Source organism: Mesorhizobium sp. M0276, assembly GCF_040321755.1.
Classification (GTDB): domain Bacteria; phylum Pseudomonadota; class Alphaproteobacteria; order Rhizobiales; family Rhizobiaceae; genus Mesorhizobium.
Window position 1 is genome coordinate 1 of sequence record NZ_JAMYSC010000047.1, and the last position, 18,781, is coordinate 18,781.

22 protein-coding genes are annotated in these 18,781 nt (G+C 62.3%); 2 read left to right on the forward strand and 20 right to left on the reverse strand.

Annotated features, from left to right (window positions below):
• Nucleotides 1-413 precede the first annotated feature (413 nt).
• The 19 genes from ftsH to NKJ01_RS28110 form a co-directional block, all read right to left on the reverse strand.
• Nucleotides 414-2,342 carry an ATP-dependent zinc metalloprotease FtsH gene (gene ftsH, locus NKJ01_RS28020; protein ID WP_352605606.1) on the reverse strand — a complete coding sequence of 643 codons (1,929 nt, stop codon included), beginning with the start codon at nt 2,340-2,342 and terminating at the stop codon, nt 414-416.
• Nucleotides 2,343-2,467: 125 nt separating this feature from the next.
• Entirely contained in the window at nt 2,468-3,838 is a 1,371-nt protein-coding gene (gene tilS / locus NKJ01_RS28025; RefSeq protein WP_352733064.1) for a tRNA lysidine(34) synthetase TilS, read from the reverse strand.
• A 59-nt stretch (nt 3,839-3,897) separates the two neighbouring features.
• Nucleotides 3,898-4,995 (reverse strand): tol-pal system protein YbgF, encoded by a 1,098-nt coding sequence (gene ybgF / locus NKJ01_RS28030; protein ID WP_352732980.1) that lies wholly within the window; start codon nt 4,993-4,995, stop codon nt 3,898-3,900.
• Between the two features lie 224 nt (nt 4,996-5,219).
• Nucleotides 5,220-5,726: a peptidoglycan-associated lipoprotein Pal gene (gene pal, locus NKJ01_RS28035; RefSeq protein WP_023758656.1), complete on the reverse strand. Its 507-nt coding sequence runs from the start codon at nt 5,724-5,726 to the stop codon at nt 5,220-5,222.
• A 268-nt stretch (nt 5,727-5,994) separates the two neighbouring features.
• The gene (locus tag NKJ01_RS28040) at nt 5,995-6,315 is read right to left on the reverse strand and encodes a four helix bundle protein (RefSeq protein WP_352732983.1); all 321 of its coding nucleotides are present in this window, start codon (nt 6,313-6,315) and stop codon (nt 5,995-5,997) included.
• Between the two features lie 38 nt (nt 6,316-6,353).
• Entirely contained in the window at nt 6,354-7,637 is a 1,284-nt protein-coding gene (tolB, locus tag NKJ01_RS28045) for a Tol-Pal system beta propeller repeat protein TolB (protein ID WP_502898032.1), read from the reverse strand.
• Nucleotides 7,638-7,704: 67 nt separating this feature from the next.
• Entirely contained in the window at nt 7,705-8,862 is a 1,158-nt protein-coding gene (gene tolA / locus NKJ01_RS28050; protein ID WP_352732986.1) for a cell envelope integrity protein TolA, read from the reverse strand.
• Between the two features lie 8 nt (nt 8,863-8,870).
• On the reverse strand, nt 8,871-9,323 hold the full coding sequence (gene tolR, locus NKJ01_RS28055) for a protein TolR (RefSeq protein WP_352732988.1): 453 nt from the start codon (nt 9,321-9,323) through the stop codon (nt 8,871-8,873).
• A gap of 10 nt (nt 9,324-9,333) precedes the next feature.
• Nucleotides 9,334-10,044: a protein TolQ gene (gene tolQ, locus NKJ01_RS28060; protein WP_023758651.1), complete on the reverse strand. Its 711-nt coding sequence runs from the start codon at nt 10,042-10,044 to the stop codon at nt 9,334-9,336.
• A 274-nt stretch (nt 10,045-10,318) separates the two neighbouring features.
• Nucleotides 10,319-10,795, reverse strand: a complete 477-nt coding sequence (gene ybgC, locus NKJ01_RS28065; protein ID WP_352732991.1) for a tol-pal system-associated acyl-CoA thioesterase — start codon at nt 10,793-10,795, stop codon at nt 10,319-10,321.
• A 154-nt stretch (nt 10,796-10,949) separates the two neighbouring features.
• Complete coding sequence (ruvB, locus tag NKJ01_RS28070; RefSeq protein ID WP_023758649.1) at nt 10,950-11,987, reverse strand: Holliday junction branch migration DNA helicase RuvB; 1,038 nt, start codon at nt 11,985-11,987, stop codon at nt 10,950-10,952.
• Nucleotides 11,984-12,388 (reverse strand): type II toxin-antitoxin system VapC family toxin, encoded by a 405-nt coding sequence (locus NKJ01_RS28075; protein ID WP_352605591.1) that lies wholly within the window; start codon nt 12,386-12,388, stop codon nt 11,984-11,986. Before NKJ01_RS28075 ends, ruvB begins: the two co-directional genes overlap by 4 nt.
• A complete protein-coding gene (locus NKJ01_RS28080; RefSeq protein ID WP_023758647.1) occupies nt 12,385-12,669 on the reverse strand; it encodes an AbrB/MazE/SpoVT family DNA-binding domain-containing protein in 285 nt (94 codons plus the stop codon). The genes NKJ01_RS28075 and NKJ01_RS28080 overlap by 4 nt, the downstream gene beginning before the upstream one ends.
• Before the next feature lie 67 nt (nt 12,670-12,736).
• Nucleotides 12,737-13,357, reverse strand: coding sequence for a Holliday junction branch migration protein RuvA (gene ruvA / locus NKJ01_RS28085; RefSeq protein WP_352732994.1), 621 nt, complete (start codon nt 13,355-13,357; stop codon nt 12,737-12,739).
• Between the two features lie 10 nt (nt 13,358-13,367).
• A complete protein-coding gene (locus NKJ01_RS28090; protein ID WP_352732997.1) occupies nt 13,368-13,805 on the reverse strand; it encodes a type II toxin-antitoxin system VapC family toxin in 438 nt (145 codons plus the stop codon).
• A complete protein-coding gene (locus tag NKJ01_RS28095) occupies nt 13,783-14,052 on the reverse strand; it encodes an AbrB/MazE/SpoVT family DNA-binding domain-containing protein (protein ID WP_352605587.1) in 270 nt (89 codons plus the stop codon). The genes NKJ01_RS28090 and NKJ01_RS28095 overlap by 23 nt, the downstream gene beginning before the upstream one ends.
• A 43-nt stretch (nt 14,053-14,095) precedes the next feature.
• Nucleotides 14,096-14,617 (reverse strand): crossover junction endodeoxyribonuclease RuvC, encoded by a 522-nt coding sequence (gene ruvC / locus NKJ01_RS28100; RefSeq protein WP_352605585.1) that lies wholly within the window; start codon nt 14,615-14,617, stop codon nt 14,096-14,098.
• Nucleotides 14,618-14,796: 179 nt separating this feature from the next.
• A complete protein-coding gene (gene rcdA, locus NKJ01_RS28105; protein ID WP_023758642.1) occupies nt 14,797-15,330 on the reverse strand; it encodes a protease adaptor protein RcdA in 534 nt (177 codons plus the stop codon).
• Nucleotides 15,331-15,706: 376 nt separating this feature from the next.
• Entirely contained in the window at nt 15,707-16,087 is a 381-nt protein-coding gene (locus NKJ01_RS28110) for a hypothetical protein (protein WP_352733001.1), read from the reverse strand.
• A 329-nt stretch (nt 16,088-16,416) separates the two neighbouring features.
• On the opposite strand from NKJ01_RS28110, the gene NKJ01_RS28115 reads away from it, so the two are divergent.
• Nucleotides 16,417-16,968: a DUF2269 family protein gene (locus tag NKJ01_RS28115; protein WP_352733003.1), complete on the forward strand. Its 552-nt coding sequence runs from the start codon at nt 16,417-16,419 to the stop codon at nt 16,966-16,968.
• Between the two features lie 35 nt (nt 16,969-17,003).
• Here the strand turns inward: NKJ01_RS28115 and NKJ01_RS28120 are convergent, their stop codons facing one another.
• Nucleotides 17,004-17,774 (reverse strand): sulfite exporter TauE/SafE family protein, encoded by a 771-nt coding sequence (locus NKJ01_RS28120; RefSeq protein ID WP_352733006.1) that lies wholly within the window; start codon nt 17,772-17,774, stop codon nt 17,004-17,006.
• Between the two features lie 345 nt (nt 17,775-18,119).
• Here NKJ01_RS28120 and NKJ01_RS28125 point away from each other — a divergent pair, with 345 nt between their 5' ends.
• The gene (locus NKJ01_RS28125; protein WP_352733009.1) at nt 18,120-18,767 is read left to right on the forward strand and encodes a thiamine phosphate synthase; all 648 of its coding nucleotides are present in this window, start codon (nt 18,120-18,122) and stop codon (nt 18,765-18,767) included.
• Nucleotides 18,768-18,781: the final 14 nt, after the last annotated feature.

The window sequence follows — 18,781 nt, forward strand, 5'->3', positions numbered from 1 at the left end:
CCCACCCCCGGGGGCGCCGCCCAACCCCCCCGCCCACCCAAACCCGGCTGGGCCAAAAAAAAAAAATATTCCAACCCCCCCCCCCCCCCCCCCCCCGGCCCCCGCGCCTTTCTTTGTCAAATGCCGGGCACGCCATTCGCGCTCGTTTGGTGCCGCCCCTCATTGCCCTGCCAGGCATTTCTCCCCGTATGGTGACAGGAGAAAGTAGCTGCACGCAACGCCGGCGCCATCCTGGCAACGCAGGTGATTGGCGAAATCGCCGGAAGGCGGCGCCCTTCTCCCCGTCACTATACGAGAGAAGATGCCGGCAGGCAGATGAGGGGCAGCGCCGGCCTGGCCCGCTCTCAACAAAGCCTCCAAACTAAGACGCCGCGGACCATGCCGCGGCGTCTCTAAATCATCTCTTGTCGAACTCAGCTTGACGGCTGCGGTTCCATTCCGCCTTCGGGCTCGGGGCCTTTCTTGCGCCGGCCGCCGGACTTCGGCACGGCCGAGCCACGGCTCGGCGGCGTGTCGTCGCCGAGGTCGCGTGAAGGCTTCTGTCCGGCGATCAATTGCTTGATCTCGTCGCCGGACAGCGTCTCGTACTCGAGCAGCCCTTGCGCCAGCGCGATCCATTCCTTCTTCTTCTTGGTCAGGATGGATTTCGCCGTGGAATAGGCCTCGTCGATCAGGCGGCGCACTTCGGCGTCGATGATCTGCGCGGTCTCTTCCGAGACGTTCTGCGTGCGCGCCACCGAATGGCCAAGGAACACTTCCTCCTGGTTGTCGCCATAGGCGACATGGCCGAGCTTGTCGGAAAAGCCCCAGCGCGTGACCATGGCTCGCGCCAGCTTGGTCGCCTGCTCGATGTCGGAGGAGGCGCCCGAGGTGATGTTTTCCTTGCCGAACTTGAACTCCTCGGCGACACGGCCGCCCATCATGATGGCAAGGCGCGAGATCATGTATTTGTAGCTCATCGAATAGCGGTCACCCTCCGGCAACTGCATGACCATGCCGAGCGCGCGGCCGCGTGGGATGATGGTGGCCTTGTGCAGCGGATCGGCCGACGGCACGTTGAGCGCCAGGATGGCGTGGCCGGCCTCGTGATAGGCCGTCAGTTCCTTCTCGGCCTGGGTCATCGCCGACGAGCGGCGCTCGGCGCCCATCATGATCTTGTCCTTGGCGTCCTCGAACTCGGCCATGGTGACAAGGCGCTTGTTGCGCCGCGCCGCCATCAGGGCCGATTCGTTGACGAGGTTCATCAGATCGGCGCCGGAGAAGCCCGGCGTGCCGCGCGCGACGACTTTGAGATCGACATTGGGCGCCAGCGGCACGTTGCGCACATGCACCTTCAGGATCTTTTCGCGGCCGACGATGTCGGGATTCGGCACCACGACCTGGCGGTCGAAGCGGCCCGGCCTGAGCAGCGCCGGATCGAGCACGTCGGGCCGGTTGGTGGCGGCGATCAGGATGATGCTTTCGTTGGATTCGAAACCATCCATCTCGACCAGCAGCTGGTTCAGCGTCTGCTCGCGTTCGTCATTGCCGCCACCGAGACCGGCACCGCGATGGCGGCCGACGGCATCGATTTCGTCGATGAAGATGATGCAGGGCGCGTTCTTCTTGGCCTGGTCGAACATGTCGCGCACGCGGCTCGCGCCGACGCCGACGAACATCTCGACGAAGTCCGAACCGGAAATGGTGAAGAATGGCACATTGGCTTCGCCGGCAACCGAACGGGCGAGCAGCGTCTTGCCGGTTCCTGGAGGGCCGACGAGCAGCACGCCGCGCGGGATCTTGCCGCCGAGCCGCTGGAACTTCTGCGGATCGCGCAGGAATTCGACGATCTCTTCCAGATCTTCCTTGGCTTCATCGACGCCGGCGACATCCTGGAAGGTGACCCGGCCATGCGCCTCGGTGAGCAGCTTGGCCTTCGACTTGCCGAAGCCCATGGCGCGCCCGGACCCGGACTGCATCTGGCGCATGAAGAATATCCAGACGCCGAGGATGAGGATCATCGGCAGCCATGAGATCAGGTAGCCGAACAGCGAATTGGAACCGTCACTCTCAGGCCGCGCGTTGATGGTGACGTTCTTGTCCTGCAGTCGCGAGACCAGCGATGGATCGCCGGGCGAATAGGTCTGGAAGCCGCTGGAATTGTCGGTGTAAGTGCCGCTGATACGAGCACCGGCGATGGTCACCGTCTTGACCCGGCCCGACGCGACATCCTGCAGGAACTGCGAATAAGGTACATCGCTGGAAGCCCCTCGCGTCTGCGGCGTCTGGAACAGATTGAACAGCGCTATGAGCAGGACCGCTATGATCGCCCAAAGCGCGAGGTTGCGATAGTTCGGATTCATCAATTGTCCCGTTGGCATCCGCAGGGCGGACACACGTCGTGAGAGGAAACTTGCGCCTAACATAGGGAGAGCGCCTCCCCTTGCCAAGCATAACAGCATGTCTGGGTTAAGCTTTCGCCTTATCATCAACCGGCACTGTGGCCGCTGAAAGGCAGGGCGGGCAGCTTCGGCGCGCCAATCAGCCCGGCAACGGCACGCGCCGGCGCCAGATCGAAGGACGGCAGGAAGCGGGCAAAGGGTGCAACGACGGGCCGCACTTCAACCATCGCGGATACCGTTCTATGTTCAGACAAATCAAGGCATTCACCGGCCTGCCACAACGCCGGCTCGGCGGCGAGCGCGGCGCGCATCAGGCTCGGCGGGGCCTTTCCTTCCCCAATGGCCAGCCGCTTCGCCGCTGCTGCGCCGAACGGGGCAATCAACAATGTGCCGCTGCCGTCGTTTAATGTGATATGCCGCCGGCCATCCCAGAGGGTTTCGTTGCTGGCGGCGGTGGCAGCGGGCAAGCCGCGCGCCTCGCGGCGCAGGAAGATGCCTGCGCGCCGGAAATCGACAACCGTCCGCGACAATGTGGCGCAAAAAAATCCCGCTTTCAGCCGACCCAACAGTGCCTCGCTACGCGTCTGATCCGGCAGGAAGTCCATCCCGCCGATGGTGGCCAAGAGAATGCGGAGCGCATAAACGGCTGCCCGATCGTCGGCTGCGCTCAACAAGTGAGGATCAAGACGGATGAGGCCAGTGACCGGGTGGGTCGCGAAATCGTGGATCAGTATTGCGGCGGCGAGGCCGAGTTGACTGCGCGCACGGCCCTCATGCGCGGCCAATGCCAGTGCGTCGTCCACGCGCCACGCGCCGTTGCCGTCGGCAAGGGCTGCACGCATCCGTGGCCGCTCGAAGGCCTTGTCGGCATTGGTCGGGTCGTCGGCCCAGCCGATATTTTGACGCCGCAGGACGTCGCGCAATGCCGCGCGCCGCAACCCGAGGAGCGGCCGCACGATCCAACTGCGCCAGTCATACAAGGTGGCCGGCGCCATGCCGGCAAGCCCGCGGCCCGCGTCTTGGGCCAACCCTTCCTGGCGCGCTTGCCGCATAAGCACCGTCTCCGCCTGATCGTCGGCGGTATGGCCGGTGAGGATTAGGCCGAGGCCTTCCGCTTGTGCCGCCTCGGCCAGCAGCCGGTAGCGCGCCTCACGCGCCGCCGCAGGCAGACCGGTCGAGGGCTTGGGACCCGACCAGGTCAGGATGCGGTGTGAAATTCCGTATGTCGCGCACAGCTTCGCCACCGCTTGCGCTTCCGCCGCTGAACCGGCCCGCAAATCGTGGTCGATCGTCACCGCCAGCAGCTTCGTCGCCGGCGCCGTGCGGTCGAGATGATGTTTGAGAAGGAGGAGCAGGGCGGTCGAGTCGCTGCCGCCGGACACGGCCGCAATAGCGCCGCTGGTAAAATCGATATGCGAAAAGATTCTGGTCGAAAGATCAGGCTCGGTGTCGAGCATCAATGCATGTCACCTTAGGGTTGGTCCCGGTTCCGGGGCAACGACATGCGTGAAAGGGATCAGCACGCAGCCAGAGCTTTCTCCTGCTTGATGCGTTCTTTGAGCGCACCGGAAACGTCGGGGTAGCGCTTGCCTATTTCGCTGAAGGTGGCACAGGCCACGTCATGCTGCTTGAGGCCGACCAGCGACACACCGAGCTTCAGCAGCATGTCGGGAGCCTTCTTGGCCTTGGGGTAGTCCTTGCTGGCGGCAAGGAAAGTCTCCGCAGCGTCACGGTATTTCTGCTGGCCGAGCAGCGACTCGCCCAGCCAGTAATGCGCGTCCGCCGCCTTCGCATCCCTGGGGAAACGGGCGATGTGGTCGCGAAAACCCTGTTCGGCGGTGCCATAATCGCCCGAGAGGATGAACTGGTAGGAGTTGCGGTAGAGCTCCTCAGGGTCGTTGGTGGCGGGCAATGCCGCGATCACCGTATTGGATTTGCCGGTCTTGGCCGGCGCGCCGGTGGCCGGCGCGGTATCCTGCACGGGCGCGGTCGACTGAGTGTTGCCGTCGGCATCGACGACATTGCCGTTCTTGTCGACGGTGATGGTTCCGAAGGTCTTTTCAGGCGCTCCCGTACCGGGAATAACCTTGCCGGGGTCGCCATCGGGAGACTCGACGATGACGTCCTCGACCGTTTTGCCACCTGCTGACTGGTTGTTGCCGGGCGCGGCAGGCGGCTGCGTTGCCGGGGCCGCTGCCACGTTGGTGTCGCTGCCGGTGGTGGCATCGGATTTCTTCTGTGCCGGCGGCTGGCCGCCTTGCGTGCCGCCACCTTCAAGCTGCTGGAAGCGGAATTCGTTGTCTTCCTGCTGCTTGCGGATCTGCTCCTGCATTTGCAGGACCTGGAAATTGAGTTCCTCGATCTTGCCGTTCATCTGCCGCAGCTGCTCTTCCACGCTGGTGACGGCGGCAGGATCGGACTGCACCATCTGAACCTGGTCCGGCTTTTTCTTTTGACCGAAAATGCCGGGCAGTTCGATGCTGGGCAGGTGGAAGGAAAAGCCGCTTTCGCTGGATTGCCCTGAGCCGTTCGCCCCGGGGCCGCTACCCGAGGCGGTGACGCCTGATAGAAGCAGCAGCGCAAGCGTGCCGCTCAAAACCGATCTCAAATGCATGTGCCTCTCGCCGTGATTTCGTTAGCTTGTTCGCGCCTTCCAATCAGAATGGGACCAGCCAAGCGCCTTCGGCTCATAGCAGGAGCCGAGACTTCGGCCAAATTTTGTTTCCGACATCCGGATATGAAAAAGGCGGCCCGGAGGCCGCCTTTCGCATAGGTATGTTGCATTTTTACCGCTGTACGCCGCGCATTCTTTTGACGCGCGACCGGCTGCACGCCGCCTCAGGAACCGGTGCCGCTGAGCGTGGTGACCGCACGGCGGTTCTGCGACCAGCAGGAGATGTCGTCGCACACCGCGACCGGGCGTTCCTTGCCGTAGGAAATGGTCTTCAGACGGCTGGCCGAGACGCCCTTGGCGACGAGGAAGTCGCGGGTGGCGGCAGCGCGGCGGGCGCCGAGCGCCAGATTGTATTCACGCGTGCCGCGTTCGTCGGCATGGCCTTCGATGACGATAGCATACTGCTTGTACTGGTTAAGCCACTGTGCCTGGCGAGCCAGCGTCGTTTGCGCATCGGCACGGATCGAGGTCGAATCCGTATCGAAGAAGATGCGGTCGCCGATATTGACGGTGAAGTCCTGCGCCGATCCGGGGGTTGCCGCGCCGGCGCCGTTGAGGCCAAGATCAGCCGCGTTGTTCGGCGTCTTCTTCGAGGCGCAACCGGCGATGGCGAGCATCGCCACCAGCGCGATCATGACAGGGTTTCTGGTAAGTGCTGCGATACGGCCCATGCCGCCTCTCCTTCGTATTTCGAGTGATTTCGTTGATCACCCAGTAACCACGTTTGGGTTAACCGGCATTCAAGAAACACGGTTAAAATTTGGTTTAGGCTGCCGTCCGCAACCTCTTTGTCCGTGGTCACAGTTGGCGCGGACCCTAGGCGGAAATGCGGCCAAAACGCGACGAGGTGATGGAAAAAAGGGGAATTGAAGAGCTGAGGAATTGATGAAATGACGAACCCCGTCGGGACAATTCACTTCAGCTTTTCTCTCAGATTGATCAGCATGCCGTGGACATGCGCATACGCTTGCAGCCACTCGTCTCATTGCGCTCGGCTGATGTATTCCAGATCGAACGCGTAAGATATCCACGTCTCCGCTTCGCTGCGAATTCCGGTCTGGAGTGTGTCTGCTTGGCAAATCCCTCAGCCAGGTTGGCGCAGATTCCCTTGCCGGAACGACGCAACTGATCGGCCAAAGCGTATTGCTCAATCTTCGGGAAAGCGAGCGTAGCTTTATGTACGTCAAGAGAAACCGCATAAGCGCGCTTATAAACTTCTAGATCCTTCGCACGCTTAATATAATTCGCCGGTTTCTCCATCTTCGATTCTTCAATTCGTCATTTCTCCAATTCGCCTCTTACTCGAGCAGCGGCGACCAGGCTGGGTCCGAAGCGAAGTTCGTGGTCGGGATCGACTGCTCGTTGCGGCCGGTAAGATCGACCGACACAAGCTTGGGCCCGCCGGCGGAGTCGCGGAAGAACATCAGCACGCGGCCGTTCGGCGCCCAGGTCGGTCCCTCCTGCTGGAAGCCGGAGGACAGGATGCGCTCGCCGGAGCCATCGGTCTTCATGACGCCGATCTGGAATTCGCCACCGGTCTGCTTGGTAAAGGCGATGAGATCGCCGCGCGGCGACCATACAGGCGTCGAATAGACGCCGTCGCCAAACGAGATGCGGTTCTGGCCCGAGCCATCGGCGCCCATCACGTAGATCTGTGCACGGCCGCCGCGATCGGAGGTGAACACCACCTGGCTGCCGTCCGGCGAATAGGAGGGGGAGGTGTCGATGGCGGTCGAATTGGTCAACCGAGTCGTCGAGCGGCTGCGCAGATCCATGGCGAAGATGTTGGAATTGCCGTCGTCGCGCAGCAGGCTCATGATCACCTTCTGGCCGTCGGGCGAAAAGCGCGGCGCAAAAGTCATGCCGGGGAAATTTCCGACCAGTTCGCGCTGGCCGGTCTCGATCTGCAGCAGGTAGACCCGCGGCTGGCCGCTCTCATAGGACATGTAGGTGATTTCCTGCCGGTTCGGCGAGAAACGCGGCGTCAGCACGATCGACTTGCCATCCGAGAGATAGCGGATGTTGGCGCCGTCCTGGTCCATGATGGCGAGGCGCTTCTTGCGCGCGTTCTTGGCGCCGGATTCGTCGATGAAGACAACGCGTGTGTCGAAATAGCCTTTTTCGCCGGTCAGCCGCTCATAGATAGCGTCGGCGATGATGTGGGCCACACGCCGCTGATTGGCATCATTGGCGAAGAACTGCTCGCCGGACATCTGCTGGCCGGCAAAGGTGTCCCAAAGCCGGTATTGGGCACGGATACGGCCGTCGGCTTCCTTGCTGACGCTGCCGGTGACCAGCGCCTGCGCGTTGATGACCTTCCAGTCATCGAAGCGCGGCGCTGCATCCGGGTTGGTAATCTTCTCGATAAAGGCGCTCTTGTCGATCGGCGCAAACAGCCCCGAGCGCTTCAGGTCGGCGGTGACGATCTGCGAGATCTGCGCGCCAAGCGCATCGCCGCCCTGGAAGTCAGTGATGGCGATCGGCAGCGGCTCGACATTGCCCTTGTTGACGTTGAGCTCGACGAGCGCCAGCGCCGGCAACGTGCCCGCCGCGGTCATGCCCATCGCCATTGCTGCGACCATCAGGAGCGGCTTGAGGATTGATTTCATGTCTTCTCGCTTCTCGTACTGATTTTCGGATACTCGGGCCCTAGAGACCCAGCATCTCCCTAGGATCGAAGGTGACGCGGACGTCCGCCCAGATGTCCTGCTTGCCCGCGGGAACCTGCAGGCCGGTGACATCGCATTTTTGCACCGCGCGGACGGCGCTTTCGTCGAACTGACGACTTCCGCTCGACTTTTCGACGGCCGGTCGTCCGTCCAGCTTGCCGGAGGCATCCAGGTTGAACCGCACCACGACGACGAAATTCTCGGAACCTTCAAGGCCCGCGGGAAGGGTCCAGCAGCCGCCGAGCTGGCTTTCCAGGGCGCCCATTTCCGACCTGGAAAGCTTCTGGCCCTGATCCTTGTCGCCGCCGAGCGACGCCTGCTGCGTCGAGCGCTTGGCGCCGCCGCCGGATGGCTTCTGCTTGTCGAGGAGAGCGGAAATCTCGTCGGCGTTGAATTGCTTGTCGTCGGACTTCGGCTTCGACGAGGCTTCCTTGACCGGCTTGTCGGCATCCTTGCGGTCCGGCGCCTTGGCGCTTTCGGCCTGTGCCGGTTGCGGCTTCGGCCGGGCCTCCGGCGCGGGCGCCGAGTCGGGCAGTTGCGTCGCCTCGGCGGGCGGCTCCTGCGCTATGGCTTCAGCGACGGCATCCGGCTTGACCTCGGGCTTCGGATCTATGGCCGCGGTCTTGTCCTGCGGCGGCGGGGTCGGCGCCGGCTTGGCCGGCGTTGGCTTGGGATCGACTTGCTTGACCGGCTCGGGCTTGACCTCTTCCTTGGGCGTCGGCGCCGGCGCCACTTCCGTTGCCGGCGTAGGCTTGGGCTTTTCCTGCGGCTTCGGCACGTCCTCGGGCTTCGGCTTCTCGATCGGGGTCGGCGCCGGCGGCGGAGCCGAGGTCATGTCGACGGGCTTGGGCTTGGCTTCCGGCGTTATCGGCTTGTCGGTATCGACACTGTTCTCGCCCACCTTCTGCGCATCGGGAACGACGTCCGGGCGCTGTGTCGGCACCGGTGCCGGCTTTTCATGCATCACGGCCTTCTTGTCGCCCTGCAGCGTCTGCGCGATGGCTTCCATCGGCACGATATCGACCGCGACCGACTCGACATCGGAGGACGGGAGTGCGGCCGGCGCTGTCAGCGTGAACAGGCCGAAGGTCAGCGCCACCGCATGCAAGATCACCGATGTGGTGAGGCCGGTCTTCATCTTCTTGTCTACTGATCCTGTTCCTGCAGCGAAACGAGGCCGATATTCTTGTAACCGGCAGCCGAAATGCGGGCCATCACCTTCATCGCCGTGCCGTAGTCGGTGGACTTGTCGCCACGGATGAAGATGCGCTCTTCATAGCCGGTCTTCGAGATCGCCTGCAGCTTGGCCACCAGTTCCTTGATCGGAATTTCGGTTTCCTGGAGGAATATCTGGCCGGCGGCGTTGATCGAGACGGTGATCGGCTGCGTGTCGGCATTCATCGCCTTGGCTTGCGTGTCCGGCAGGTCGATCGGCACGCCGACCGTCAGCATCGGTGCGGCGACCATGAAGATGATCAGCAGCACCAGCATCACGTCGACCATCGGCGTGACGTTGATCTCGGACATCAGTGCATGGTGACGGCCGCGCCGCCTGTGGCCGCGCCCGCCGCGCCCTCCCATGCCCATGGACATACCCATCTGCTACTCCTCAGGCCTTGGGGGCCACTTTTTCATCGATTTGGCGCGAGAGTATGGCGGAGAACTCGTCGGAGAACCCTTCCATGCGCACCGCTATCTTGCTCGCGTCCGACGACAGCTTGTTGTAGGCAATGACGGCGGGGATGGCGGCGAGCAGGCCAATGGCTGTCGCTAGCAGCGCTTCGGCAATGCCGGGCGCAACCACCGCGAGACTGGTGTTCTTGGAGCCGGCAATTGCCTGGAACGATGTCATGATGCCGATGACGGTCCCGAACAGGCCGATAAAGGGTGCCGCCGAGCCGGTGGTGGCGAGGAAGCCGAGGCGGCCCTCCAGCTTTTCCATTTCGCGCGTCAGCGCCAGATCCATCGCCTTGTCGATGCGGGTCTGCAGCCCGAGTGGCGTCTTCGCGCCCTTCTCGAAGCTCTTCTTCCACTCGCGCATCGCTGCCACGAAAATGGCGCCCATGCCGGTGGTCTTGCGGTCGGCAAGCGTCCGGTAAAGCTCTTCCAGCGATTGCCCCGACCAGAACACCTGCTCGAACCGGTTGAGCGCCAGCCGCATGCGGGCGTAGGAAACCAGCTTGTCGACGATGATCGCCCAGGTCCAGACCGAAGCGCAGAGCAAGCCGATCATGACCAGCTTAACCACCCAGCTGGCCTGGCTGAACAGCGCCCAAATCGACAATTGCGCGCCCGGGTCGGCGAGTGCGATATTTTCCATCGTTACGTCCTTAAGATTTCCGGGCGAAGCTGGTGGCTGGCCCCTGGCATCCCTTGTGGTCGGTTCGCACGAAGCTACCGGAACAACCCCAATCTGTGCCGTTAGCGGCCTTTTCGGGGCAAATATTGGTGAAAGGAAGGCGCACGATCACGCCAATCTTCACCAATCTCTTCATGAACCGTTATGGTTAAGGATGGGTTAGTACATAAGGCGCGGCGCATTGCCACGCCCAGGGGGCAACCCGCAAGCCGTGCCAAATTTGATCGCAATTAGGCTAGTCGGCAGCGGCCTTGGGCATGAACGCCGCCACCCATTCCCTGGGAAAGCGTCTTGGCCGGCCATTCTCGCCAATGATCGCCGCCTCGACCTTGGCCTCCACCAGCACCTCGTCGCCGCGCTTGAGCTGCTGCGCCATGAAGATGCGCGCGCCGGAAATGTCCTCGGTGCTTGTGTCGACCGTCAGGATGTCGTCGATGCGGGCGGGGCCGCGAAAATCGATCTCCATGCGCCGCACCACCCAGACAATTCTTTCGCCATGCTTGCCGTCGGCAAGCTCGGTGTGATGCACGCCGGTGAGTCTCAGATAGTCGGAGCGGCCGCGTTCGAAGAATTCGAGATAGCGCGCATGATAGACGACACCCGAGAAATCGGTGTCGGCATAATAAACCCGCGCCATCAGCCGGTGGCCGAACGTCGTCAGCGCACCAGAAAGTCCTGCCAGCAGCGGAGCCGAATCACCATGATCGCCCATTGCGCTTCCTTTTTCAGTCCCGACGAGGCACCGGTTCCTCGCGGGACATAGCATCGGATGGCACTGTTGACGGCGATGATCAAGACCTTGTCGGCGGCGTTGCTAGTGCTGGTGGCTTCGGTGCCGTCGGGCTAGGGCGACCGTCTCGGGAAAACTACTCTTCCTGGAACAGGTTGATCTGCTGCTGCGCCAGGTCCTTCGGCGCATCCAGGCCGAGATGACGCCAGGCATTGGCCGTCAGCATTCGGCCGCGCGGCGTGCGCTGGATGAAACCCTGCTGGATCAGATAGGGCTCGATGATGTCCTCGATGGCGTCGCGCGGCTCGGACAGGCCGGCGGCGATCGTCTCGATGCCGACCGGCCCGCCACCGAAATTGCGGGCGATCATCGATAGATAGCGGCGGTCGAGCGCATCTAGGCCGAGCGCGTCGACTTCCAGCCGGGTCAACGCCTCGTCGGCGATCTGCCGGTTGACATGACCATCGCCGGCGACCGAGGCGAAATCGCGCACGCGGCGCAGCAGCCTCCCGGCGATGCGTGGCGTGCCGCGCGCGCGCCGCGCGATCTCCAGCGCGCCATCGTCGCCGAGCGCCATCTGCAGGATGCGGGCGCCGCGACGCACGATCTGCTCCAGCTCCTCGACGGTGTAGAAATTGAGCCGCACCGGAATGCCGAAACGATCGCGCAGCGGATTGGTGAGCAGGCCGAGCCGCGTGGTGGCGGCGACCAGGGTGAAGCGGGCGAGGTCGATCTTGACCGAGCGCGCCGCCGGTCCTTCGCCGATGATCAGGTCGAGCTGGAAATCCTCCATCGCCGGGTAGAGGATCTCCTCCACCGCCGGGCTTAGCCGATGGATTTCGTCGATGAACAGCACATCGCCTTCTTCGAGATTGGTCAGCAATGCCGCGAGATCGCCGGCCTTGGCGATGACCGGGCCGGAGGTCGAGCGGAAATTGACGCCGAGTTCGCGTGCCATGATCTGCGCCAGCGTCGTCTTGCCAAGGCCCGGCGGCCCGACGAACAGCACATGGTCGAGCGCTTCGTTGCGGCCCTTGGCGGCCTCGACGAACACCTTCAGATTGGCCCGCACCGCTGCCTGGCCGACGAAATCGTCGAGCGTCTGCGGCCGCAAGGTCTGCTCGGCATCCTCGCCGCGTTTTTCGGGCGCAATCAGTCGGGGCGACAGGCTCATGCGAGCAGTTCCATACTGGCAATGGATTTGGCGGCCCGCTGATCGAACGTGACTGTATGCGAGCAACCCAGATTTCGATTGTGCTCGGCGATCAATGCATCGGCAAAGTCCACCTGCGGCGAATTCGATCTTTCGAGCGCAACCACGATGGCATCGAAATCTTCGAACAACAGTGTCTTGATCTTCAACAGTCTCTGGATTGCCGCCTGCATCTGCTCTTTCGGTAGCCTATAGCGCGAAATCAACGACCAGCTGAATTCCACCAGCACGATCAAACTGACGAAGCCGGGAGCATCGGCGCTGAGGCCTTCGCCGAATGCGAGGGCCTTCACCCGCTGCTCTGCATCATCGTTCAGCACCATTCGAAGCAGAACGTTCGTATCAATGCCGATCGACGTCACTCGTCGCCCTCTCGTCCGCCTTGCGACCCGCCGCCGACAACATGCCTGCCAACGGCATCCCGCACCGCGAGGTCGATTTCTTCTAGTGACGCCGGACCGCCGGGCGGATCGCCCAGAAATCCGGCGAGGTCTGCAAAGTCGAGATTGCGCGGCGTTCCAATCAGATAGCCATCCATGACCGTCCAGGCGATCATGTCACCCGTTTTGAGTGACAACGCGTCCCGGACATCTTTTGGAATTGTAAGCTGACCCTTCGAGGTCAGACTGGCGTAAGCGCCCATTTTCTTACTTTCTAAGAAATTTCTTACCAATCATATGATAGCCGGATTTTTCTTTTCCACAACCATGTCACCGCGCCAGTTCCTTCAGCCCGAAACGGATTAGCTTCGGCGCATCGGCATGCTCGCCCGCCGTCTTCAGCGCCGCCGCGACCGCATTGGCTGCGATGTCGCGCGAATAGCCGAGATTGACCAGTGCCGAGACGGCGTCGGCAATCGGCGCGGATGCCACGCCGTCGCCGAGCTCCTGCTTCAGGCCGATGGTCCCCGAAGCGGTCCCGGCATAGGCCGGCGCCTTGTTCTTCAACTCGGTGACGATGCGCTCGGCCACCTTCTTGCCGACGCCCGGCGCGCGAGAAACCATGGCGATGTCGCGCAGAGCAATCGCATTGGCGAGATCCGCCGGCGCCAGCGTCGACAAGATGGCCAGTGCCACCTTGGCGCCGACGCCCGGTACATTGTTCATCAAGAGCCGGAACCATTCCCGCTCCAGCACCGACTGGAAGCCGTAGAGCCGCAGCATATCCTCGCGCACATAGGTTTCGATGAACAGCACCACAGCTTCGCCGGGCGAAGGCAGCGCGGCCAGCGTGCGCGCCGAGCAATAGGCGACGTAGCCGACGCCATGGATGTCGACGAGGCAATGATCCTCATCGATCTCGTCCAGCGTGCCCTTGAGCTTGCCGATCATGCCAGATCTTTCATGGTAGATGGGCCCCTCTTGGGTGCGTTTCCGGAGAGATGATGTCGAGGTCGGGAAAGTAACTGCGATAACGAGCCGCGTCGCGTGTCAAAAGACGGTGTCCGGCAACGGTCGCATGGGCGCCAATGAAGAAATCAGGCGAGGTTCTTTCCCGAACGCCGCCGGCCCGGCGATAGCGGGAATGCGTGACGCCCGCAAGGAAAGCCGCATCCCAAGGCAGGAACTCGCGATCCATCTCGAGCATGTCGACTGCTTTTCGAAGTGCCGTCTCCGTCGCGATCAGCGGCGCGAGCTCGGACCAGACGATCGTGTTGACCACCAAGGCTCCGTCGCGGCGGCAGGAAGCAATCGCCCACGCCGACCATCTTTTCAGCGGTCCGGCCGGTCCCCAGACGTCGATCAAGACATTGGTGTCAATCAACGTCGAGATCTTCACGCGGCCCCCTTAACAAATCCATGTATTGATCGGTGGTCATGCCTCCCAGGTCCAACGTCCCCTCCATCCGGTCAAGGACATCGCTGAACCTGCGCAATTTCTCCTCTTCGGAGATATTCTCGTTGACGGCAACCAGCCGAACGTCCCCATCGGTGGCCACGAATTCCACCTCGGAGCCCGGGCCGATGCCCAGATAGTCCCTTATCGGCTTGGGGATCGTAACTTGCCCCTTGGTGGTCACACGCATGGTAATACCTCGTGGTATTACTTATCCGCACAGCGTGAACAAGTCAAGAACACACCTGGCCGGCAAGCGCCATCCGGTACGCGATACTTTGTCGGTGATGCGCATGGCAGATGGCAATGGCCAGCGCATCCGCGGCATGTTCGGTATCGAAGGTGGCTTTCGGCAACAGCACCTTCACCATCATGTGGATCTGCTTCTTGTCGCCATGGCCAACGCCGATCACCGCCTTCTTGACGGCGTTGGGCGCATATTCGGCAACGACGAGTCCCGCACGCGCCGGCACCAGCATGGCGATGCCGCGCGCCTGGCCGAGCTTCAGCGTCGCCACGGCGTCCTTGTTGACGAAGGTCTGTTCCACGGCCGCCTCATGCGGCATCGCGCTGTGCAGGATTTCGGCGAGGCCGTCATGCAATTGGCAGAGCCGCGTCGCCAGAGCCGCCTTGTCGTCGGACTTCACGGTGCCGGAAGCAATGAAGCGCAGCGAATTGCCAAGGCTTTCGACCATGCCCCAGCCGGTGCGCCGAAGCCCCGGATCGATACCGATAATGCGAATCGCTTCCCCCATGCGCCCACTCTACCTCCGATGGACAGCGATGCCAGCGAAATGTGAACAAACCGGAAACAGAGGAGTGCCCGAGGTCTAAAGCGCGTCGCGTTTGAACGGATTCAGGCGACGCGCTTTAGGTTTTTGATTCGATGCATGTCGTTCTCCCAAAACCGGGGCCCACTTTTGGGCGACATGCATTAGCCTCTGGCGAAAGCTGTGTTGAGCAGGCTGATCTGGTCGGAAACCGGATTGGGGCGGCGAGCCGCTGGCTGCATGTCGGCCACTGCGCCGGAGCCATAGATCTCCTCGTCCATGCGACGGACCAGTGCCTGCAGGCGCAGCGAGCGGGTGACGAGGTCGAGGAAATCCTCGGGCAGTTCGGCCCAGCCGGCGGCTTCGTCACGGGCGGAAGCGGTGTCGAGGCGCACCTTGGATTTTTCTGACGCGACCTGGTCGCGGGTCATCTCGCCGGAGTTGGCGGCGCGCTGCAAAAGCAGCCACGACGCAACCTGCATAAGCCTGGTGGTCAGCCGCATCGATTCGGCCGCGTAGAGGGTGGCCGCCAGCCTGGATAGTTTCTTCGCCTCGGCCCGGCCCTTGCCGTCGAGGTATTCGGCCGCCTGTTCGACGAGGCCCATACCTTCCTGGTAAAGCGGCTTGAAGGATTGCGAGAAAACCCGGCGTTCCGCCAGCTTGACGGTTTTCGCACTGCCCTTCGAAAGCTCGTTCATTGATACGCCCCTGCACTTGCAACCGGCTGATTCGGCTCCCTGCCGATACACCCGGAAACCCGTCTGACTGAAGCTTGAAAATGCGCTTCGTCACCGGTGAAGGCAAGCACATGTTTAACAGAAGGTTAACGTCGGTCCACTGGCCCCTGCCCCGAAAATGCGGACAAAAAAAGAGCCGCGGATAAGGCGGCTCTCAGGAGTTTAACAGGGAGGCGTCAAACAAAGTGGCTCCAACCACTCGGTAAGAATCCAGATCACTGGATGCACATAGTAAACGCCTGTAAAGCTTAATGAAGCCTTAACGGCGCGGATGTTTTTTGACCGAACGCCGCAATCCTGTGCCGTAACAGTACAGCCTCACTGCCTCTGGTTCAGCTCAGGCCGTCTTCCAGACCGCCGGCAAAGCGATGAAGGCAAACAGCAATATGCCCGCATAGAACGCGATCGAGGAAATCCCGAGCAGCGGTTCTATCCCCGGATTGCCGGCGAGCAGGATGTAAAGGCCGATCATGAGCCCGATACCGCTGATGGCAGTCAGCCAGAAATGAACCTTGGCCAGGACCTTTTGCCCGACGGCCGGAAACAGATGGTAGAAAAAGGCGAAGACCGACGACATCAGCCATCCGGCGACCATCGTGTGGGCATGGGTTGGCATCTGGCCATGGTCTTCGCTGATCGCCATGTGGATGCCGAGCGCCATGCCGAACAACGCATAGATGATGGCCAGCGTGAAGAAATTCCGTGCTACCCCTTGCATGATGTCCCCTCGAAATGTCTTTCCCGTTTGCGGGAGTGGATTGATCGTCAAGCGACTGTTGTCGCCGCGGACTCCCGATGCTAGCGCACTATCAAGCATCGGCAATATTTCCGGACGATATCGCGCCGACTCCCTCCCGACAATGCGTATATTAGCAGGAAATCAGATAGCGCGTTCACTATCTCAGCCGCTTCTTCATTGCGCTGAAACAAAGCCGGGCTTTACGCGACATCGTTCCGAAACAGGCGCCGCGCTAAAGGCCCGCTCCTCTGACGGCCGGCGCAAATCACGCCGCCGCAAATCCGACCAGAACACTGCAGGAGCACATCATGGACTGGTATTCGATCGTCAAATTCCTTCACGTCATCTCGGCCGTTCTGTGGGTTGGTGGTGGCTTCGTGCTGTTCCTTCTCGGAGCGCTTGCCGAGCGGGCGGGCAACATCGAGGACAAGCTGCAGGCGATGCGCGCCAGCGGTCAGTTGGGCGGCAGGTTCTTTGCGCCGATGTCGATGCTGACGCTGATCTTCGGGCTCATCATGTGCAGCTTCTGGGTCGGCTTCTCCGACCTGTGGATACTGATCGGCCTTGCCGGCTACGCCACGACCTTTTCGATCGGCATGCTCATCTTCAAGCCGACCGGCGAGCGCATCGGCGAGATGATCGCCAAGGAGGGCGTAACACCGGCTGTCCTTGCCATAGGTGACCGCATGATGCGCGCGGCACGCTTCGACTATGCGGTGATGCTGGTGATCATTGCCGACATGGTACTCAAGCCGACTGCGCGTGACATCGGCATCCTCGCCGGCATGGTGCTGGTCATCCTGGTTGGCGCGGCACTGGCCTTCGGCGGCAACCGTCGCCTCGTACCCAGCGCCGCCTGATCCCAGATAGCGAGGACGGCAGCCGCCTCACCTATTTACATCAGGCCAACAATGCCGTCCCACAGCAGCTTCAGCGCCACGACCGCGACGGTTGCGTAGGTGAAGGGATAGAAGATCTCTGGGCGCATCCGCCGCACCAGCCATGCCCCGGCGATGGTCGACAGCGGCGCCAGCGGCATCAGTACCGCCGACGCCGTCAAATTGGCGGTGTCGAACTGGCCGAGCGCGAAATAGGGCACCAGCTTCAGCGCATTGGTGGCGGCAAAGAAGATCGCCGCCGTGCCCGACAGGACCTTGGGATCGAGGCGGATCGGCAAGGCATAGACCTGGAAGGGCGGGCCGCCGACATGGGCAACGAAGCTGGTGAAGCCGGCGACCGTACCCCAGACGGCCGCAGCCACGCGGTTGGGGGCGGCCGCGTGACCGGCGCCATGGCGAAACTGCAGATAGAGCCAGCGCAGGACGAAGATGATGGCGACGGCACCGACGATCAGCCGCACTGCCCCTTCGGTGACCAATGCCGCCGTCAGCCAGCCGAGGCCGATGCCGATGACGGCTCCCGGCATCATGTCGACCAGCATCTTCCGGTCAAAGACACCCCACCATGTCCACACCGACACTATGTCCATCAGACACAGGATCGGCAGCAGGATAGCGGCCGCCTGCACCGGCGGCATGGTCAGCGCCATCAGCGGCACGCCAACGAAACCGACGGCGCCGCCAAACCCGCCCTTGGACAGGCCGACCAGAATGACCGCCGGAATGGCAGCCGCATAGAACCACGGATCGAAAAGCAGGCCTGACATGGGAGGGAACTGGTCTGGAGGGAAAGCGTGTCGGTGCTTGAATAACCCAGAATCCCGAGCTGAGCGACAGCAAATATCGGCATGGCTCGTGCACGCTGCCAATGGCAGGCGCTGCCTATCGACGGGCCGAAACCAGCAGGAACATTGGCCGCTTGAGGCGACGACACTCCGAACTGGGCGGCCAACTCCTTCAGCGAGGTCCGCGCATCCTTGACCAGGATTTCGGCGTCCGGCGGGCCCACATCGCTATCCCGGCTGCCCGCCTGTTCAAAGCGGGCACTTTGCTCTATGCCGCAATCCAACCATCTTCGCCCGGCATAGGCGAAACGCGGGATCCGAAGAACCATGAATGACGCAACGCCCCCCAACCGCTGTCGCATCGTGCTGATCGCGCCGCCCGGCGTGCCGGCCGCCCGTATCGCCGCGGCATTCGAAGGCGGCGACGTCGCGTCGCTGATCCTGCCCGAGAACGGCATGGACGAGGCCTCCTTCCAGGCTTTCGCCGAACAGGTCGTGCCCGCGGCGCAAGCCGCCGGTGCGGCGGTGATCATTGCCGGCGACACCCGTATAGCCGGCCGCGTCCAGGCCGACGGTATCCATGTCGAGGTCTCCAAGGCCGAACTCGCCGAGACGATCGAGCATTTCCAGGCAAAGATGATGGTCGGCACCGGCGGCGCCAAGACGCGTGACGACGCGCTTGAGCTTGGCGAAACACGGCCCGATTACATCTTCTTCGGCCGCTTCGGTTACGACAACAAGCCAGAGCCGCACCCGCGCAACCTGTCACTTGGCAAATGGTGGGCGGATATGATCCAGATCCCGTGCATCGTCATGGCCGGATCCGACATTGCCTCGGTCGAAGCGGTGGGCGCCACAGGTGCCGAGTTCGTGGCGCTGTCGAGCGCCGTATTCGCGGACGGCACCGATCCCAAGACAGCCGTCGCCAGTGCCAACGCGCTGCTCGACGAAACCGCGCCGCGCTTCGAGGACTGACGTGCCCTGGGCGA

Excerpts from the sequence above, each read along its gene's own strand:
- NKJ01_RS28125 (WP_352733009.1), top strand. The coding sequence starts at position 18,120 with ATGAATGACGCAACGCCCCCCAACCGCTGTCGCATCGTGCTGATCGCG.
- rcdA (WP_023758642.1), bottom strand. The coding sequence starts at position 15,330 with ATGAACGAGCTTTCGAAGGGCAGTGCGAAAACCGTCAAGCTGGCGGAA.
- ybgC (WP_352732991.1), bottom strand. The coding sequence starts at position 10,795 with ATGGGCGATCATGGTGATTCGGCTCCGCTGCTGGCAGGACTTTCTGGT.
- ftsH (WP_352605606.1), bottom strand. The coding sequence starts at position 2,342 with ATGAATCCGAACTATCGCAACCTCGCGCTTTGGGCGATCATAGCGGTC.
- ybgF (WP_352732980.1), bottom strand. The coding sequence starts at position 4,995 with ATGCATTTGAGATCGGTTTTGAGCGGCACGCTTGCGCTGCTGCTTCTA.
- tolB (WP_502898032.1), bottom strand. The coding sequence starts at position 7,637 with ATGGTCGCAGCAATGGCGATGGGCATGACCGCGGCGGGCACGTTGCCG.
- NKJ01_RS28110 (WP_352733001.1), bottom strand. The coding sequence starts at position 16,087 with ATGCAAGGGGTAGCACGGAATTTCTTCACGCTGGCCATCATCTATGCG.
- tolA (WP_352732986.1), bottom strand. The coding sequence starts at position 8,862 with ATGAAGACCGGCCTCACCACATCGGTGATCTTGCATGCGGTGGCGCTG.
- tolR (WP_352732988.1), bottom strand. The coding sequence starts at position 9,323 with ATGGGTATGTCCATGGGCATGGGAGGGCGCGGCGGGCGCGGCCACAGG.
- NKJ01_RS28095 (WP_352605587.1), bottom strand. The coding sequence starts at position 14,052 with ATGCGTGTGACCACCAAGGGGCAAGTTACGATCCCCAAGCCGATAAGG.
- ruvC (WP_352605585.1), bottom strand. The coding sequence starts at position 14,617 with ATGGGGGAAGCGATTCGCATTATCGGTATCGATCCGGGGCTTCGGCGC.
- NKJ01_RS28115 (WP_352733003.1), top strand. The coding sequence starts at position 16,417 with ATGGACTGGTATTCGATCGTCAAATTCCTTCACGTCATCTCGGCCGTT.
- ruvB (WP_023758649.1), bottom strand. The coding sequence starts at position 11,987 with ATGAGCCTGTCGCCCCGACTGATTGCGCCCGAAAAACGCGGCGAGGAT.
- NKJ01_RS28080 (WP_023758647.1), bottom strand. The coding sequence starts at position 12,669 with ATGGGCGCTTACGCCAGTCTGACCTCGAAGGGTCAGCTTACAATTCCA.
- NKJ01_RS28040 (WP_352732983.1), bottom strand. The coding sequence starts at position 6,315 with ATGGAGAAACCGGCGAATTATATTAAGCGTGCGAAGGATCTAGAAGTT.
- tilS (WP_352733064.1), bottom strand. The coding sequence starts at position 3,838 with ATGCTCGACACCGAGCCTGATCTTTCGACCAGAATCTTTTCGCATATC.
- ruvA (WP_352732994.1), bottom strand. The coding sequence starts at position 13,357 with ATGATCGGCAAGCTCAAGGGCACGCTGGACGAGATCGATGAGGATCAT.
- NKJ01_RS28120 (WP_352733006.1), bottom strand. The coding sequence starts at position 17,774 with ATGTCAGGCCTGCTTTTCGATCCGTGGTTCTATGCGGCTGCCATTCCG.
- tolQ (WP_023758651.1), bottom strand. The coding sequence starts at position 10,044 with ATGGAAAATATCGCACTCGCCGACCCGGGCGCGCAATTGTCGATTTGG.
- pal (WP_023758656.1), bottom strand. The coding sequence starts at position 5,726 with ATGGGCCGTATCGCAGCACTTACCAGAAACCCTGTCATGATCGCGCTG.